At 67.4% G+C, this 17,674-nt stretch carries 15 protein-coding genes, 1 tRNA gene and 1 pseudogene; 10 read left to right on the top strand and 7 right to left on the bottom strand.

From position 1 onward, the window contains the following. Window positions 1–26 precede the first annotated feature (26 nt). Window positions 27–1,786 (top strand): annotated as a pseudogene (locus tag H7347_RS07700) (DUF5635 domain-containing protein). Window positions 1,787–1,805: 19 nt separating this feature from the next. On the opposite strand, the gene H7347_RS07705 reads toward H7347_RS07700, so the two are convergent. Together H7347_RS07705 and H7347_RS07710 are read right to left on the bottom strand one after the other, a co-directional pair. Then, on the bottom strand, window positions 1,806–2,147 hold the full coding sequence (locus tag H7347_RS07705) for a CHY zinc finger protein (protein WP_370513942.1): 342 nt from the start codon (window positions 2,145–2,147) through the stop codon (window positions 1,806–1,808). Between the two features lie 306 nt (window positions 2,148–2,453). Then, a tRNA-Leu gene (locus H7347_RS07710) sits at window positions 2,454–2,538 on the bottom strand. A gap of 323 nt (window positions 2,539–2,861) precedes the next feature. Here H7347_RS07710 and H7347_RS07715 point away from each other — a divergent pair. From H7347_RS07715 to crgA, 8 genes are all read left to right on the top strand, one after another. Then, the gene (locus tag H7347_RS07715) at window positions 2,862–3,746 is read left to right on the top strand and encodes a DUF3662 and FHA domain-containing protein (RefSeq protein WP_186337376.1); all 885 of its coding nucleotides are present in this window, start codon (window positions 2,862–2,864) and stop codon (window positions 3,744–3,746) included. A gap of 18 nt (window positions 3,747–3,764) precedes the next feature. Next, the gene (locus H7347_RS07720; protein WP_152822945.1) at window positions 3,765–4,214 is read left to right on the top strand and encodes an FHA domain-containing protein; all 450 of its coding nucleotides are present in this window, start codon (window positions 3,765–3,767) and stop codon (window positions 4,212–4,214) included. Further along, a complete protein-coding gene (locus H7347_RS07725; protein ID WP_152822947.1) occupies window positions 4,214–5,722 on the top strand; it encodes a PP2C family serine/threonine-protein phosphatase in 1,509 nt (502 codons plus the stop codon). The genes H7347_RS07720 and H7347_RS07725 overlap by 1 nt, the downstream gene beginning before the upstream one ends. A gap of 6 nt (window positions 5,723–5,728) precedes the next feature. Continuing rightward, a complete protein-coding gene (locus H7347_RS07730; protein WP_152823027.1) occupies window positions 5,729–7,120 on the top strand; it encodes an FtsW/RodA/SpoVE family cell cycle protein in 1,392 nt (463 codons plus the stop codon). Continuing rightward, window positions 7,121–8,557 carry a penicillin-binding transpeptidase domain-containing protein gene (locus H7347_RS07735; protein WP_186337377.1) on the top strand — a complete coding sequence of 479 codons (1,437 nt, stop codon included), beginning with the start codon at window positions 7,121–7,123 and terminating at the stop codon, window positions 8,555–8,557. Between the two features lie 91 nt (window positions 8,558–8,648). Beyond that, window positions 8,649–10,157, top strand: a complete 1,509-nt coding sequence (locus H7347_RS07740; protein ID WP_152823029.1) for a serine/threonine-protein kinase — start codon at window positions 8,649–8,651, stop codon at window positions 10,155–10,157. Continuing rightward, the gene (gene pknB, locus H7347_RS07745) at window positions 10,154–12,136 is read left to right on the top strand and encodes a Stk1 family PASTA domain-containing Ser/Thr kinase (RefSeq protein ID WP_152822949.1); all 1,983 of its coding nucleotides are present in this window, start codon (window positions 10,154–10,156) and stop codon (window positions 12,134–12,136) included. Before H7347_RS07740 ends, pknB begins: the two co-directional genes overlap by 4 nt. A gap of 110 nt (window positions 12,137–12,246) precedes the next feature. After that, on the top strand, window positions 12,247–12,519 hold the full coding sequence (crgA, locus tag H7347_RS07750; RefSeq protein WP_152822951.1) for a cell division protein CrgA: 273 nt from the start codon (window positions 12,247–12,249) through the stop codon (window positions 12,517–12,519). A gap of 317 nt (window positions 12,520–12,836) precedes the next feature. Here the strand turns inward: crgA and H7347_RS07755 are convergent, their stop codons facing one another. Further along, window positions 12,837–13,535 carry a rhomboid family intramembrane serine protease gene (locus H7347_RS07755; RefSeq protein WP_152822953.1) on the bottom strand — a complete coding sequence of 233 codons (699 nt, stop codon included), beginning with the start codon at window positions 13,533–13,535 and terminating at the stop codon, window positions 12,837–12,839. A 70-nt stretch (window positions 13,536–13,605) separates the two neighbouring features. Further along, complete coding sequence (locus H7347_RS07760) at window positions 13,606–14,130, bottom strand: peptidylprolyl isomerase (RefSeq protein ID WP_186337379.1); 525 nt, start codon at window positions 14,128–14,130, stop codon at window positions 13,606–13,608. A gap of 59 nt (window positions 14,131–14,189) precedes the next feature. Between H7347_RS07760 and H7347_RS07765 the strand changes: the two genes are divergently transcribed. After that, the gene (locus H7347_RS07765) at window positions 14,190–14,897 is read left to right on the top strand and encodes a hypothetical protein (RefSeq protein WP_152822957.1); all 708 of its coding nucleotides are present in this window, start codon (window positions 14,190–14,192) and stop codon (window positions 14,895–14,897) included. Here H7347_RS07765 and H7347_RS07770 read toward each other — a convergent pair. From H7347_RS07770 to H7347_RS07780, 3 genes are read right to left on the bottom strand one after another with little or no spacing between them, the layout of a single operon-like run. After that, window positions 14,894–15,625 (bottom strand): ATP-binding cassette domain-containing protein, encoded by a 732-nt coding sequence (locus tag H7347_RS07770; protein ID WP_152822959.1) that lies wholly within the window; start codon window positions 15,623–15,625, stop codon window positions 14,894–14,896. The genes H7347_RS07765 and H7347_RS07770 overlap by 4 nt on opposite strands. Then, on the bottom strand, window positions 15,622–16,635 hold the full coding sequence (locus H7347_RS07775) for an ABC transporter permease (protein ID WP_152822961.1): 1,014 nt from the start codon (window positions 16,633–16,635) through the stop codon (window positions 15,622–15,624). The genes H7347_RS07770 and H7347_RS07775 overlap by 4 nt, the downstream gene beginning before the upstream one ends. Then, window positions 16,632–17,621 carry a substrate-binding domain-containing protein gene (locus H7347_RS07780; protein ID WP_152823030.1) on the bottom strand — a complete coding sequence of 330 codons (990 nt, stop codon included), beginning with the start codon at window positions 17,619–17,621 and terminating at the stop codon, window positions 16,632–16,634. Before H7347_RS07780 ends, H7347_RS07775 begins: the two co-directional genes overlap by 4 nt. Window positions 17,622–17,674 lie beyond the last annotated feature (53 nt).

Consider the following 17,674-nt stretch of genomic DNA (forward strand, 5'->3'; position numbering starts at 1 on the left):
TCACAATATGCTGTTAGGCTGCCCGCATGTCTCTCTCCCACGCCTCTTTCCTGCGCCACCATCTTGAGCAACAGGTGGCCGCCATACTCGCCACGTCCACGGGAGGCAGGCTCATCCACACGGCAGAGACGCAGCAGGTGGATTTCAAGGAAGAGGCCGGACGGCGCGACCGGGGTGGCATCATCGAGCCGGGCGAACGCACCAATCAAACCGCCGCCACAAAATTGGCCGACGAGGTGGCCTGCATGGCTAATTCTCCAGGCGGCGGGGCCCTCATCTACGGCGTAGAAGATAATTCCGGCCGGATCATCGGCACGGAATTAGATATCGACTGGCTGCGGCAACGCATCTATTCCGCCGTGTCCGTGGCCCCGATATTGTGGCCACCCAGGTCGAGGGGCTGCGCATCCTCATCGTGTACGTGGCGGAGGCCCGAGAGCCGGTGGAAAACACCGGCGGCCAGATTCGGTGGCGGGTGGGCGATTCCTGCGAGCCTGTGGACCGCGCCGAGTGGTGGCAACACCGCGACGCCGCCTCCCAGGCCGACATCATGGTGCAACCCTCCCACCTGGGTGTTGCTGAGATACGCCCGGGTGCCGTCGAGATCGCCCGTCGGTGGTTTTCCCCCGATGGGGGAGGGCTGAGCACCACGGACCTGCTGCGTCGCTCCGGCGCGCTGCGCTCGGACGATCACCTTACCCAGGCCGGTGCCCTGCTCTTCTGCCCGCTGGATAAGGTTGCCCTTGAGGTCACCGTCTTTAACGTTCCCGGCGGCTCCATCCTCAACCGCGTGGTGCCCCCGGCCGAGCTTTCCCTAATCGAGCAGCTCGATATCATCGAGCGCGCCCTCGGCACCGTCAATACCTTCGCCACGCATCAGGCCGGGCTGCACCACGAGCTCGTGCGCCGTGTGCCCGAACAGTCCATCCGCGAGGCCCTGCTCAACGGAGTCATTCACCGCGACTGGAACCGTAGCGAACCTACCGACGTCCGTTGGATAGAGCTCGATAGCTCCCTCACAGTGCGCAGCCCCGGCGCGTTCCCCGGGGCTATCACAGAGAACAATATCTTGAGCAACCGCGAGGCACGCTACCCCGCCTTGGCCGATCTTTTCCGCGCCCTCGGCCTGGTGGATAAACAAGGGGTAGGCGTGGATCGCATGTACCGAGACATGATCGTGCTCGGGCATCGTCCACCCACCATCCGAGAGGTTGCGGGGCCGTACGTGGAATGCTCACTGCATGGGGGCCAACCCGTCTACCCCGTCGTGGATTGCGTGCGAGCCATTACCCCGGCGGAGCGTCAGCAGGATTATCGCGTGGCTATCGTGCTGAATCTCCTGTTGCGTTCCCCCTTTATCACGGTGGCGACCACCGCTCATGCCCTCCAATCCGATCAGGAGGCCGCCCTCATCGCCCTCGAAGCCGCCCGCCAGTCCACAGTGCGCGCAGAACCTCTCATCCGCAGGTACAAGAACACCTGGATCTTGGGGCAGACCGCGCGGCGTCTCATGATCCAGGCTTACGACACCACGAGCACCTATCCCCTCATGGACTATCTCTCTACCGAAGTGGAAGATCAAGCCTCCACCGTCCACGCCTGGCTTGGCACCAATGATTCCATCACCACGGGTGATCTTTCCCTTCTCACCGGCACCTCACGGGGTACCGCCAAAAGAACCCTCGATGCCCTCGTGGAGGATGGCGCGCTCATATCTCGTGGTGCCGGACGGTCGAGCCGCTACGAAAAATCTCACACGAATCCGCCCCGCACCGATTCCTTGTGAGATTAAGGGGGTACCTAATCTAACAAAAATACAGCCCCGCGTGCGCCCCGCACCCCGGATTGAAGGGATGGCCGCACTGGGGACAGCCCGCCGCCCCGTGGTACTGCGCGTACCCCATGTGATGCCCGCACGCCCCGCACAACACGGTGCCGGCTTCCTCCCGCCGCACCCGGCCGAAGGGGTGATCGGCGGCCTCCGCGTGGCAGCGGTGGCAGGCCCACCACGCGCCGCAGGTGGCGCAGAGATTGGCCACCACGTCCCACGATTGCCGATAGTGCGCGCAGCGACCCTGGGCATCCACTCCCCTGCCCCGGATCACGCCCGGGCGACCGCCGCCGGGGAAAAGGGGATGAACAGGCACGAGATCAAGCCTATCCCGCGCGCTAAGGGGTGCCAGTGCGCGTCGGGGTTTTACCGATCGAGGCCAGTGGCACCCCTTAGCGCGGTGCAACGCCGGGCCCCTCGGCATGGTGCGAAGCAACGAAGGTCGGCGACGTCGCTACCTCGCGACGCGCTCGGCGCGCCACCACATCCCCCAGGGGTGCCGCCTGCGGCGGATGAGGACCCCGGCGCGCGTACTGGCACCCCTTCGGGTTACGTTTCCTGCGGCATGAGGCATAAAAATCCCACCCGACTCCTTCCTGGGAGTCGGGTGGGATCTCATCTGTGGGCGAAGGGGGACTTGAACCCCCACGTCCAAAAAGGACACTGGCACCTGAAGCCAGCGCGTCTGCCAATTCCGCCACTCGCCCAAATCAAGTGGCCGCGCTTGCGACTTCTTAGACTCTATACACAGAGCCCCGACCATGCCAAATACGCAGTTCACACCCCCTTTATCCACCCCGCCACCGCCCCGTGACCGACGGTCATGCCTATCCTTCCCCCGTCCCTTGCCCGTATACTAGGGAATACGTGTGTGCGCCTCAGCGGGGCGTGCAGGGTCACCGATGGCCCTTCCATGCGTCCCGGGCCCTCGCCGAGATGGCGTCAGCCGTCGCAAAGCTGCACCAGGATGTCCCCGGTCAGCGCGGCTTTTGGGCAGAAAGTTGAAGGAGAAGCAAGAGGAGGTCAGCCCGTGTCGATCATGGCGCGTTTTGCCAAATTCGATAGCGCGATGCAGCGCGGTCTGGACAATGGCTTTGCCCTCGTGTTCGGCGGCAGCGTGGTGCCTGCCGAGATCGAGGAGCTCCTCAAGCAGGAGATCCAGGACAACGTGGTGACCACGGCTGGCCACCCAGAGGCACCGAACGTGTTTCTGGTGGGCCTATCCCAGAGCGATGTGCGCAATCTCGCCCAGAACAATCCGGCTCTGCCGGAGGACTTCGCGGATCGGATGGGCCGCTATTGCCGCAATGAGGGCCTGGCGCTTCCTGGCCCGATGGTGGTGCGGATCGCCGAGGAGTCGGGAATGCGCACCGGCCAGATGCGGGCGTCGTCCTATTCCGATCCCGACCCCGATCAGCGCAGCGGCTTCGACTGGATCGAGGTGCCGAAGGGCACCGCACCCCCCACCGCAACATCGACCACCGCCGCAACCGCGAAGGAAAGAAAACAGATGAATCAGCCTCAGCCCGACCCGGCCGACCGCAACGCCGCCACGGAGTTCATCCCACGCCAGCAGGTCGGATCCGCGCAACAGCAGAGGCCGCAGCCGGATCACCCCACGGTGAGCCTGCTGCTCCAGGATGGTTCCTCGCGCACCTATCTGGTGCAGGAGGGCTCAAATATCCTCGGCCGCTCCCACGACGCCGATTTCCGCCTCCCGGACACGGGGGTGTCGCGCCAGCACGCGGAGATCACCTGGGATGGGCAGGATGCGGTGCTCGTGGATCTTGAGTCCACCAACGGCACCACGGTCAATGACACCCCGGTGGACAATTGGCTGCTGGCCGATGGCGACATCATCACCATCGGCCATTCCCATATCGAAGTGCGCATCGTCTGGCCGCAACAAAACTGATACCCAAGGAGAGCACTCATGGACTCACTCGTCCTCACCGGGTTCCGCATCGGGGTATTGGTGCTGTTGTGGCTCCTGATCCTCGTGGCCCTACGCGCCATGCGCCGGGACACCGCCCTGGTCGCCGGGTCTTCCCGCCGCCGCAGTACGACCCCCACGCCGCGCAAGGCCGCCCCGGCGCACCAGATCACCATCGTGGAGGGGCCGCTTCAGGGCTCCTACATGGAGATCGCCTCGGTGGGCGAGGTGGTGCTGGGCCGCAGCCCGGATTGCGACTTCGTGCTCGGGGATGATTTCGCCTCCGCCCGGCACGCGCGGCTGTTCCGGCGCGGCTCGGACTGGTTTGTGGAGGATCTGGATTCCCGCAACGGCACGTTCGTGGCGGGGACCCGCATCGATCAACCGGAGCGGGTAGACACGGGGACGTCGATACGCGTGGGCCGAACGACGGTGAGGTTGGTGCCATAATGCTGCGTTTGAATTACACGGTGGCCTCGGATCGCGGCCTGGTGCGCGGGAACAACGAGGATTCCGCCTACGCGGGGCCGCACCTGCTGGCCCTGGCCGACGGCATGGGCGGGCACGCCGCGGGCGAGGTGGCCTCGCAGATCATGATCACCCACCTGGAACACCTGGATCAGGACATGGGCGATAACGACATGCTGGCGCTGCTGGCCGCCGGTGCCGACGAAGCCAACCGCGCCATCGCGGACGAGGTGGGGGCCCGCCCGGAGACGCAGGGCATGGGCACCACGCTTACCGCCCTAGCCTTCAACGGCCGGGAGCTGGGCCTGTGCCACGTGGGCGATTCCCGTGGGTATCGGCTGCGCAAGGGCGCGCTGGAACAGATCACGGTGGACGACACCTACGTGCAATCGCTGGTCAATGAGGGCCGCCTGCTTCCAGAGGACGTCTCCACGCACCCGCAGCGCTCCCTCATCCTCAAGGCCTACACGGGCCGCGACGTGGAGCCCACCCTCACGACCCTGGACGCCCACCCCGGCGACCGCCTCCTGCTGTGCTCGGACGGACTTTCCGACCCCGTCACGCACGCCACCATCGAGGAGACCCTCGCCGAGGGCACCCCCGCCGAGGCCGCCCAGCGCCTGGTGGAGCTAGCCCTGCGCTCCGGCGGACCCGATAACGTGACCGTGGTGGTGGCCGACGTGGTGGACGCGGAGTTCCTCGACGACGAGGCGCTGGCCGCGCTGCCCACCGAGCCGGCCACCGGCGGCGCGCTGTGCGGGGAGTCCGGCGAGGACTCCCACCCGGATACCGCCGCCGGGCGGGCAGCCGCACTGCGCACCAAGGTGGCCACCGTCTCCCCGGACGGTCAGGTCAGCGCCCAGCCGCCGGGCGGCGCCCCCGAGGGCCCGGAGGCCGCCGAGGACCCGGAGCAGGACGAGAGCTCGGGCCGCAGTTCGGCATGGCGCTGGGGCGGGCTCATCGTCGCCCTGGTGGCCATCATCGGGCTGATCTCGGGCGGCTGGTGGGTCTCCCATTCCGCCAAGGAGAACTATTTCCTGGCCACCGACGGCCAGGGCGATAGCGCCGCCATCGTGGTGGAACGCGGCCTGAATTACACCGTGCTGGGCAAGGATCTGCACGAGATCTATCAGCACGCCTGCCTGAGCGAGGACGCCTCGGTGCAGCTCACCGAGCCCGGCGCCCATCAGGACTGCCACCGCTTCCGCCTGCGGGACCTCCCGGAGTCCGTGCGCTCCTCCGTGACCGCCATGCCGACCGGCACCTACGAGGAGGTCAATCAGCAGCTGCGCCGCCTGGCGGATCAGGCCCTGCCCGCCTGCGTCACCCTCCGCCCGGAGGATGCCGATCGCCGCGAGAGCGCCGAGACCCAGCCCACCTCGTCGGCCACCGCCACCCCGACGAGCACCCCCGCCGAGACCGCCGCGCCCGCGCGGCCCCGGGATGAGGAGCTCACCAGGCCGGGCGTGCAGTGCCGGGAGGTGGAGTAAGTGGCGTTGTCTCGGATCTTCTCCCGCCGCACGGAGCTGGGCCTGCTGCTATTATCCGCGCTCTTCGTCTCCTCCATGCTGATCAACCTGGAGCTATCCCAGGGCAACAGCCTTACCGCGGAGCTCGCCTGGGTGATCGGTGGGTTCGCGGTGATCTTCCTGGCCGCCCACGTCGCCCTCTGCCTCACCGCCCCGCACGCGGATCAGATCATGCTGCCGGTGACGGCCACCCTCAACGGCCTGGGCCTGGTGATGATCTACCGCATCGACGAGGCCAACGGCACCTCCCTGGTCACCCGCCAGGTGCTGTGGACCTTCGTGGGCGTGGTGCTGCTGATCCTGGTGCTGGCGCTGCTGCGCGAGTACCGCTCGCTATCGCGGTATTCCTACCTGCTCGGCCTGGTGGGCCTGGTGCTCCTAGCGCTGCCCCTGGTATGGCCGCAGCCCGAGGACGCCGACGCCCGTATCTGGATCACCCTCGGTCCGTTCTCCCTGCAGCCGGGCGAGTTCTCCAAGATCCTGCTGCTGCTCTTCTTTGCCCAGCTCCTGGTGACCAAGCGGGCGCTCTTCACGGTGGCGGGGTACCGCTTCCTGGGGCTTTCCTTTCCGCGCCTGCGCGATCTCGCGCCCATCCTGGCGGTGTGGGCCATCGCGATTGTCATCATGGCCGGCACCAACGACTTCGGCCCGGCGCTGCTCCTGTTCGCCACGGTCTTGGGCATGCTCTACCTGGCCACCGGCCGGGTGTCCTGGCTGCTCATCGGCGTGGTGCTGGTGATCGTCGGCGGCACGGGGGTGTACCTGTTCTCCGCCAAGATTCAGGCCCGCGTGAGTAACTTCATGGACCCATTCGCGGATTACGATCACTCCGGCTTCCAGCTGGCCAATTCCCTCTTCGGCATGTCCTGGGGGGGTATCACCGGCACCGGGATCGGCCAGGGTCACCCGGATATCATCCCGGTGGTGTGGACGGACTTCATCCTTGCCGCCGTGGGCGAGGAGATGGGCCTGGTGGGGCTGTCCGGGGTGTTGATCCTCTTCGCCCTGCTCATCACGCGCGGTTTCCGCACCTCCCTGCTCGCCCGGGATTCCTATGGCAAGCTGGTGGCCTCGGGGCTGTCTTTGACCATCGCCATCCAGGTCTTTGTGGTGGTGGCCGGCATCAGCGCGCTGATGCCCATGACCGGCCTCACCACCCCGTTCATGTCCGCCGGCGGCTCCTCCCTCATGGCCAATTACATGCTCCTGGGCATCCTGCTGCGCATCTCCGATTCCGCGCGCAGGCCCACCGCCGTCCCGGCGGAGTCCACGGACGGTTCGGCTCACCTGCCCCCGGTGGGGACCGCGGGGCAGGCCGATAGCACCGGGTACATGCCCTCGGTGGGGAAGGTGAGTTAGGTGAATCGTTCCATTCGCTTCGCGTCGGTCTTTGCGCTGCTGCTGATCCTGGTGCTGTTGATCAACCTCACGGTGATCCAGATGTTCCGCCATGATCGGTACGCCGCCAACCCGCTCAACCAGCGCAATTTCCTGGAGATCAAGTCCATCCCCCGCGGCCAGATCACCGCCGGAGGCCAGGTGCTGGCCTCCTCCTACCAGGACGAGGACGGCCTGTATCACCGCAGCTACGACGCCGCTCCCGTGGCGTTTAGCCCGGTGGTGGGCTACCTCTCCGATGTGTACGGGGCCGCGGGCATCGAATCCACCTACAACGGCATCCTCAACGGCACGGATGTCACCCCCGGCCGGGTCCTCGATCAGATCATCGGGGCCGACCCCACCGGAAACAACGTGGAACTCACCCTGGTGCCCGAGGTGCAGCAGGTGGCCTACGAGCAGCTGGTCAATAACGGCTACGAGGGTTCCGTGGTGGCCATCCGCCCCTCCACCGGGGAGATTCTGGCCATGGCCTCCAGCCCCGGATACGACCCCAACGCTATCGTGGCCCCGCAGACCGCCCAGGAGGCGTGGGCGCAGCTCAACGCCGATCCCGGCAATCCCCTGCTCAACCACTCCACGCAGGAGACGCTGCCGCCCGGCTCGATCTTCAAGATCATCACCACGGCGGCGGGCCTGGAGGCCGGCTATTCCGCGCAGAGCACGCTGACCGGGGCCGCGGAGATCACGCTGCCCCACACCGAGCAGACCCTGACCAACTACGCCGGTCAAGCCTGCGCGGGCGGCGGAGACGTGACCCTACAGACGGCCTTTGCGCTCTCCTGCAATACCGCCTTCGTGCAGATGGGCATCGACGTGGGCGCCGATGCCCTGCGCCACACGGCGGAGGCCTTCGGCATCGGCCAAACCTACGACCTGGGCCTTCCCATGTCCCCGGGATCCTTGGGCAAGCTGCCCGACGACGCCTCCCTGGGCCAATCCGCCATCGGGCAGCGCGACGTCACCATGTCCGCCCTGCAGGCGGCCGTGATGGCGGCCACGGTGGCCAACAACGGCACCCGCATGGAGCCGCACGTGGTCTCCCGGATTACCGCCCCGGATCTGCGCGAGCTCAACAAGATCGACGCCAAGGAGCTCAACCAGGCCATGAGCCCCGAGATCGCCGCCCAGCTCACGGAGCTGATGCGCGCCTCCGAGCGCTCCACGGTGGGCTACGCTGGCCAAGACATCGCCTCCAAGACCGGCACCGCCGAGCACGGCGATGGCGCCCCCCCACACACGTGGTACGTGGCCTTTGGCCCCAGCGAGGGCGCGGACGTGGCCGTGGGCGTGGTGGTCAAGGACGGCGGCCACCAGGGCCACAGCGCCACGGGAGGCAAGGTGGCCTCTCCCGTGGGGCGCGCCGTACTCAACGCCGCATTGCAGGCGACCCAGTGAGGAGGATCAGAAGGTGACGGACGACAACCAGCACAACGCTTCCACGCCCCACTCCCGCTCGGGGCCTTCCCCCGATGAGCAGCGCGACCGCCTGCAATACCTCATCGGGCAGGACTATCGCCTGCAATGGGTGATCGGCCACGGCGGCATGTCCACCGTGTGGCTTGCCGACGACCCCCGCCACGACCGCGAGGTGGCCATCAAGGCCCTGCGCCCGGAGTTTTCCAACTCCACGGAGTTCCTGGAGCGTTTCCGCAACGAGGCCCAGGCCGCGGAGAACATCACCTCGGACAACGTGGTGCACACCTACGATTATCGCGAGGTCTCGGACGCCCACGGCACCATCTTCTGCTTCATCGTGATGGAGTACGTGCGCGGGGAATCGCTGGCGGATCTGCTCTCCCGGGAGGGTTCCCTGCCGGAGGCCATGGCCCTCGACGTCATGGAGCAGGCCGCGCACGGCCTGGCCGCGATTCACGCCCTGGGCATGGTGCACCGGGACATCAAGCCCGGAAACCTGCTGGTCACCCAGGAGGGTAAGGTCAAGATCACGGACTTCGGCATCGCCAAGGCCGCGGCGGCCGTGCCGCTGACCCGCACCGGCATGGTAGTGGGCACCGCCCAATACGTCTCACCCGAGCAGGCCCAGGGCCAGGAGGTGGGTTCCACCTCGGACGTTTATTCCCTGGGCGTGGTGGGCTACGAGGTGCTCAGCGGCAAGCGTCCCTTCACCGGGGATTCCTCGGTGTCTGTGGTGCTGGCGCATATCAACCAGGCCCCACCCGCGCTATCGACCACCATCAGCGCGCAGACCCGCGAGCTCATCGGCATCGCCTTGCGCAAGGAACCGGGGCGGCGGTTTACCAACGGCAACGAGATGGCGCAGGCCATCTCCCAGGTGCGCCTGGGCAATCGACCGCCGCAGCCCCGCTCGGCGGTGCTGACCAGGCCCGCCCCGGAACCCTCCCCCACGGCGGCCACGGTGGCGCTGGGTGCCGTGGCCCAGCCCACCACGGTGCAGCCGGCCGCGGCACCCAAGCGGCACGTCGTCTCCCCGACCGTGCCCCCGGCGCGTCGCCAGCCGCCTCAGCCCCCGGAACCGCCCAAGCGCGAGGGTCTCAACGTGGCCCTAGCCGTGACCGCGGCCCTGGCCGTGCTGCTCCTGGTTGGTTTTGCGCTCTACCGCATGAATTTCTTCGGCGCCGATTCTTCCGCCCCGGCGGGCAGCTCCACCGTGAGCGCCCCCACGGTGGAGAGCACGGTGATCACGCAGTACGTGGAGGAAAGGGCCCCCGCGCAGCGCAACGATCCCGGCCAGGCGGCGCCGCAGAGCACCGCGCAACCGGAGCCGAAGCGGCACGCGGACCACCGCACCCGCGAGGCCGTGCCGGAGGAAACCGAGGAGCGGGAGCAGGACTCCCCGGCGGCCAGCGTTCGGGAACACACGACCGTGGTGGAGGAACCGGAGCAGGAGGCTCCGCGGACCAGTCACGCGCCGGATACCCCGGCGCAGGTAAACGAAGATAATTCCGATGTGCGGTTGCTTACCTCCGATGCCCCGGCCCGCGTCTCGGAGGACGCCGAGGGAGATACGCCATGACGATGATCGCTGATCGTTACGAGCTGGGCGAGGTGATCGGTACCGGCGGCATGTCCGATGTCTACGCCGCCCAGGACACGCTGCTCGGCCGCGGCGTGGCCGTCAAGGTGCTGCGCATGGAGCTGGCCCGGGACGTCAATTTTCGGGAGAGGTTCCGCCGCGAGGCGCAGAACTCCGGGCGGCTGAACCACCCCGCCATCGTGGCCGTCTACGACACCGGCGAGACCACCATCGAGGGGATCAGCGTGCCCTACATCGTGATGGAGCGCGTCTTTGGCCGCACCCTGCGCGAGATCGTGCGCGAGGACGGACCCATGCCCCCAGCCGAGGCCGCCGCGACGATGATCCCGGCCGCCCACGCCCTCCAGGCCTCCCACGACGCCGGGATCATCCACCGGGACATCAAGCCGGCCAATATCATGATCACCAACACCGGTGCGGTCAAGGTGATGGACTTTGGCATCGCCCGGGCCCTGGACGATTCTACCTCGGCCATGACCCAGACCGCCGCCGTGATCGGCACCGCCCAGTACCTCTCCCCGGAGCAGGCGCGCGGGCGCAACGCGGACGCCCGCTCGGACGTCTATTCCCTGGGCTGCGTGCTCTACGAGGTGCTCACGGCCGCCCCGCCTTTCCAGGGGGAAACGCCCTTCGCCGTGGCGTATCAGCACGTGCAGGAAGAGGCCACACCGCCCTCGCACTTCATCGCGGATCTCAGCCCCACCGCCGCCGTGAACGTGGATTCCGTGGTGCTCACCGCCATGGCCAAGCACCCGGCGGATCGTTATCAGTCCGCCGAGGCCATGGCCGAGGACCTGGCGTTGCTCTCGCGCAACGCCGTCACGCAGGCCGCGCGTTCCCACGTGGCGGCCCAACCGGGGGCGGCCGACGCCCCGGAAACGGCCGCGGCCGCCGCACCCACCGAGGTCGCCCCCGCCGCCCGCCCCGCGGCCTCCGCCCCTCGCGCGGAGCCGCGGCGTCACCGCAAGCCCACGAGGACATCGCGCTGGCCGGCCTGGGTCGCCGCGCTGCTGGGGATGATCGTCGTGGGGGTGGGCGGGGCCTTCGCCTACGACCTGCTGCACGATCGATCTTCGCACAGCGGGAGCGGTACCCCCGCCATCGAGCAGCGCGACACCACGGTGCAAGTGCCGGACGTGGCCGGCCTGCCGCTCCAGGAGGCGCGGCAGGCCCTGGAAAAGCTGCGCCTTGAGGTGGATACCAGCGAGGAGCCCAGCCCCGAGGTCGAGCGGGGATCGGTGATCCGCAGCAATCCAGCAGCCGGATCGACCCTGCAGGAGGGCGCGTCGGTGCAGCTGACCGTTTCCTCCGGCAAGGAGCTCACCGACGTGCCCGATCTCACCGGCATGACCCTCCAGCAGGCCTCCTCCGCCCTGCAATCCGCGGGGCTAGCGCTGCATTCCCAGGCCACGGAGGAGGAGTCCGACTCCGTGCCCGAAGGCCAGATCATGCAGCAGAACCCGGTCGCCGGCACGCAGCTGTCTAAAGGAGCGCAGGTGCGGGTGACGGTCTCCTCCGGCCCCAAGCAGGTGCGCGTGCCCGATCTCACCGGCCTGCAGCTCGCCCAGGCGCAGTCCACGTTGGATTCCCTGGATCTGGACGCCGACATCACCTACGTGGACTCCCTGGAGCCGGAGGGCAAGGTGCTCTCCGTGGCGGAGCAGGGTTCGACGCTTGATGCCGGGTCCCCGATCCACCTGGAGGTTTCCAACGGTCAGCTCTTCGAGATGCCCGACCTCACGCGTTCCTCCGAGTCGCAGGCGCTATCCAAGCTGCGCGCGGCGGGGTGGACGGCTCCGGATTCCGCCCTGGTCTCCGGCTCCGGCGTGAAGACCGGCCTGATCACCGACCGCAAGCTGATTGCCGCCACCGAGCCCCCGGCGGGCCACACGCTGCGCAAGGACGCCCGGATCACCGTGCGCTACTACGAGTTCGACCTCACCGCGCTGGCGCCCTAACGAGCCCCGGGGGCGGGCATGCCACCTGCTAGACTGTGCAGTCAGCACACAAGGGCGCGCCCGCCCCGGCCAGCGCCATCGACGTTTTCCAGCAATCCCAGAGGTGACTGATGCCCAAGTCCAAGATCACGCCCGCTTCCCAGCCCATCGCCGGCACCCCGAACACCGCGGATCGCACCCCGGTGAAGATCAACGCCGGCGGTACGCCCCTGTGGTACAAGGTGCTCATGTTTGGCTTCATGCTGCTGGGTCTGGCCTGGCTGGTGGTCAATTACCTGGCCGGGGGGCACATTCCCCTCATGGTGGAATTGAGTGCCTGGAACTACCTGGTGGGCTTTGGCCTATTCATCGTGGGACTGCTCATGACGATGGGCTGGCACTAGCCGCCCGCGCCACCGGCCCCACCTCTCCGTGCGAGGGGTGGGGCCGGTTTTTTCTGCCCCTCGCCGGCCTCTCGCGGCGCTGAGGGGTGCGGCTGCCGCCCCGGGTAGGAGAACCATCCACAGGCAGGAATCCGGGGCGAAATGACGCTTGTAGCCAAAGATATTCTCACGCCGCCGGGATAGGCACAGCACTATTTCACAGCCTGTGGATAACTCTGTGCACTACTTCCACAACCCGGTCACCCATTCGAGAAATTCCCCGTCTCCCCAGGCACAACCGCCACATCACGAACATCCAAACCTACCTGTTCGGTAAATTACAAGACCGTAACTATCCACAGTGTGGATAACCGCTGTGGATAAAACCCGTTCTCCACAAAGCGCCACAGCAGGCCCAGCACCGCGGCACCCACCACCGCCGTGCCGGCGTACCGCATCTTCGCGGAGCGCGGTAGCAGCGCCCCGGCTAGGGCCGTGCCGGTGAGCAGGCCACCCAGGTGCCCCCACAGGGACACCCCGGGGGTAAGAAAGGTGTAGGCCAGATTGACCCCCACGAGGGAAAGAGGGGCCACGATGTCTCCGCCGCGCTTAAGCGCGGAACCCACCAGCACCGCCATCAGGCCGTAGAGCGCGCCCGAGGCCCCGGCCGTGGGCGTCAGCGGGGACATCTCCACCACGGCATAAGAGGCCCCCAGACCGCTGACCAGGTACACCGCGAGGAAGAGCAGGCTGCCCAGGGAGCGCTCCAGCTCCCGCCCGATGAGGGCGATCATAAACGTGTTCATCGCCAGGTGGCCGATGTCAAGGTGAATGAACATGCTGCTCAGCAGGCGCAGCGGCTCCCCGGCGGATACCAGCGGCGCGAGCAGGAAGCCGTCGCGGGTGATCGAGGCATCGCGGGTGTCCAGGGAGCCGTTGTGCAGGGCCGAGGCGATCCATACTCCCACTATGAGGAGGCAGAGCACGGCAGTCACCGGGGCGCCGCGGAAGAAGCGCCTCACCATCGCAGTATTCATGCGCCCAGGGTATCGCGGGGAAGAAAAATCCCGTGCCCAGCGGGCACGGGATGGGGGAATCGACGGAAGATTACTCCACGATCTCCACGAATTCGATCACCACGGGCTCCGTGGGGCGGTCCATGCGGTCGGTAGCGGTGGTAGCGATCGCATCGACGACCTTCCGCGAGGCCTCGTCGGTAACCTCACCGAAGATCGTGTGGGCGTTATTCAGGTGCGGGGTGGGAGCCACGGTGATGAAGAACTGGGAGCCATTGGTGCCGGGGCCAGCGTTGGCCATGGCCAACAGGTAGGCGCGGTCGAAGCGCAGCTCGGGGTGGAACTCGTCTTCGAACATGTAGCCGGGGCCGCCGCGGCCGGTGCCGGTGGGGTCGCCGCCCTGGATCATGAAGTTCTGGATCACGCGGTGGAACACCGCGCCGTCGTAGAAGGGGCCCTCCTGGGTTCCGGAGGCGTTCTCGGTGCGATACTCCTTGGTGCCCTTGGCCAGGCCCACGAAGTTATCGACGGTCACCGGGGCGTGGTTGCCAAAAAGATCAACCGAAATATCGCCGCGGTTCGTGTGCAGGATCGCGGTAGCGGTCTTCAAACTCATGGGAACAAGTGTAACGCTTTTGCCGCATGAGAGGCCCAACACGATTATTCTAGGATCCTATGAACACCACCGTGATGAAGATGGCCCTCTCCACCGGCCGCGATGCGTGGAGTCGCTACCGCGATTTCCGCGAGCGCAAGGCTTCCGAGGCCTACGACGCCCTGGCCGAGGCCGCCGAGAGCGCCTCCCGCGGCTACGAGGACGCCGCCGAGAACCTCAAGGACAACGCGGGCAAGGTGGCCCGGCAGGCGCGCCGCCGCCTCAACAACGCCGTGGAGACCCTGGAATCCAAGGGCAAGGACCTCTACGATTCCGCCGCCGAAACGCAGAAGAAGAACGCCAAGGAGGCTAAGAAGATGAGCCGTCGCACCAAGCACCGCGCGGAGAAGGCCGCCGCCGAGGCCACCGCCAAGGCCCAGAAGAAGCTGGATCGCAAGGAAAGCAAGAAGAATAAGAAGAGCCCGGTGCGCCGCGCCTTGGGCCTGATCCTGGCACTGAGCGCCCTGGGCGGCCTGGCCGGAGCCCTGTGGAACTACTTCCGCAAGCCCGCCAAGGTGGGACCGATGCCCCCGCGGCTGGAGGAGTTCACCACCTCACGGCCCACGCAGTCCGAGCTGATTTATTCCTCGTCGTCCGCCCCCACCCCGGAGGAGGAGAAGAAAAAGCAGGAGGAGCAGGCCCCGGGCGGCGAGGAGCTGGCCGCCAAGGGCGAGGATCTCATCGCCTCCCTCGACGAGCAGCTGGAGCGTCACCGCAAGGAGGACTAAACCTCTTCCCCCGCCATGGCGGCGGTGAGCCGCTCCAGGCTCACCTCGCCGCGGCGTCCGGCCAGGATTTGCCGCCCCAACCCCAGGATGACGAAGGAATCGCCCACGCGCTCCGCGTGCCTGGGGTTGTGCGTGATAAACACCACGGCTACCCCGCGGTCCCGGGCGGCCTCGATGAGGTCGAGCACCATCCCGGATTGCCGCACCCCCAGGGCGGCGGTGGGTTCGTCCAGAATGAGCACGCGGGCCCCGCTGTGCACCGCCCGGGCGATGGCCACCACCTGGCGCTGGCCCCCGGACAGCGAGGAGATCGGCACGTCCACGTCCTCGATAGTCACGCCCAGCTCGGCCAGGGCCCGGCGGGTTTCCCGCCTCATGCGCGAGGTGCGCAGAATCCCCCAGCGGTTGGTGTCCTCCCGCCCGAGATAGAAATTGCGCCACACGCTCATCTCCCCCACCACCGAAAGGTTCTGGTGGACGGTGGCGATGCCCGCCGCCAGGGCGGCGCGCGGGGAGTCGAAGGCGGCCGGGGCGGAATCGATAAGCATGGTGCCCGAGGTGGGCCTGTGCAGCCCGGAGAGGATGCCAATGAGGGTGGACTTTCCCGCCCCGTTGTCCCCGAGCACGCAGGTGACCTCGCCGGGGGTGATGGTCAGGCTGACCCCGCTCAGGGCGGGGGCGGCGGAGCCGTAGGCCTTGGTCACGTCGTTGAGCTCAATGATACTCATCGCTCGGCCCCCTTGGTCACGGCAGTGTTGGAAAGAACGGCCAGCAGCAGCATGGCCCCCAGGAAGAACTTGAACCAGTCTGGGTTCCAGCCCGCGTAGACGATGCCCTGGTTGATGACGCCGAAGATCAGCGCGCCCAGGGCAGTGCCCACGGCGCTGCCGCGCCCGCCGGTGAGCGCGCAGCCGCCGATCACCGCGGCGATGATGTAGAGGAACTCGTTGCCCACGCCCTGGCCCGCCTGCACGGAGTCGAAGGCGAAGAGGTTGTGCATGCCCATGAACCACGCGGCGGCACCGACCAGCATGAACAACCCGATCTTCACCCGGCGCACGGGCACGCCGGAGGCGCGCGCGGCGGATTCGTCCCCGCCCACGGCAAAGATCCAGTTACCCCATCGGGTGCGCAGCAGCACCACGGTGGCCAGGGCCACGAACAGCAGCCACCACAGCACCGTCACGCGCACCGACACCCCGCCGACCCCGATGGTGGAGGCAAAGACTGCCCGGGCGGAGGCAAAACCCTCCATGTCGGAGATGATCGGCGTGGCCACCTGGCCGGTCACGGCCTTGGTGAGCGCCAGGTTGAGGCCCTGGAGCATGAGGAAGCTCGCCAGGGTGATGAGGAAGGAGGGGATGCCCGTGCGGGTGACCAGAAAGCCGTTCCAGGCGCCGATCGCCAGGGACAGCAGCAGCGAGAGCCCCGCGCCCACCCAGGAGTTCAGCCAGAAGTTGTAATTAAGCATGGTGGCCGCCAGGGCCGTGCTGGTCACCGCCACCCCGGAGGAGAGATCGAACTCCCCGCCGATCATCAACAGGCCCACGGCCAGGGCCATGATGCCCATCGTGGAGCTGGCGTAGAGCACCGTGGAGACCGCATCGAGGGAGCGCATGGCCGGGGCCAGGGCGCTAAAGAGCACCACCACCAGCGCCAACCCCACCAGGCCGGCCGCCTCGGGGCGGCGGGCGAGCGCGGCGGGGATCACCGCTTTTCCGGTTACCGCCGCGCTCATCGCAGCCCCCGTTGCGCGACCTGAGCAATCTCGTCGATGTTCGTAGCGTCCACAAAGCTCGGCCCGGTATAGACGGGCCGCCCGCCGCCCACGGTGGAGCCGTTGCGGTGGGCCAGCCACAGGGCGTCTACCGCCATGTACCCCTGGAGATAGGGCTGCTGATCCACCGCAAACTGGATATTCCCCTCGCGGATCGCCGGAACCAGCTCCGCGTTGGTATCAAAGGTGGCGATCTTGGCTGAGGAACCGGCGGCCTTGGCGGCGTCGGACGCCGTGAGCGCCACGGGCGCGACCAGGCCCATCACCCAGTCGATCCCCTTATCCTGGGCGAGCTTGGCCTGGATGGTGGAGTGCACGCTGGTCAGATCCATGCCATTGACGTAGAGGGTCTCCACCTCGGCGTCCCGGGTGCCCTCCTTGACGCCGGCGCAGCGCTCCTCCTGAGAGGAATTGCCCTGCTCATGGATGACGCACAGCACGCGGCGCGCCCCCTCCTCACGCAGCCGCTGACCCGCCTGGGTGCCCGCGACGCGCTCCTCCTGACCAAAGAAGGCCGTGAGGCCAAAGTCCCGGTAGCGGTCCATGCCCGCGTTGAGGCCCACGGTGGGAATGCCGGCCTCGGCGGCGGCGCGGGCCGCCGGGCCGATGGCGTCGGGGTTGGGCATGGTCACCGCCAGGCCGTCCACGTGGGCGTCGATGGCGGTGCGCACCAGGTTCTCCTGGTTGGGGGCCTGGGGATCGGAGCTGTAGCGCAGCTCAATGTTGTTCTTGCGCGCGGCGTCCTCCGCGCCCTTGCGCACCAGGTCCCAGAAGGTATCGCCGGGGGCCCCGTGGCTGACCATCGCCACCACCAGGCGCGGGGTGTCCACCGTGCCGGCGGCCCCCTCCCCCTCCTGGGTGGTGCGCGGGGCTCCCCCGGTGGCGGAGCAGGCTGTCAATACAAGACAGGCGAGGGCGGCGGCCGTAGCAGCCGCGCGCCTGCCCAAAGGTAATAGGCTCACCTATCAACGTAATAGCAGGTCACGGCGAGAATCAGGGT

The organism is Corynebacterium sp. zg-331, assembly GCF_014267345.1.
Taxonomy (GTDB): domain Bacteria; phylum Actinomycetota; class Actinomycetes; order Mycobacteriales; family Mycobacteriaceae; genus Corynebacterium.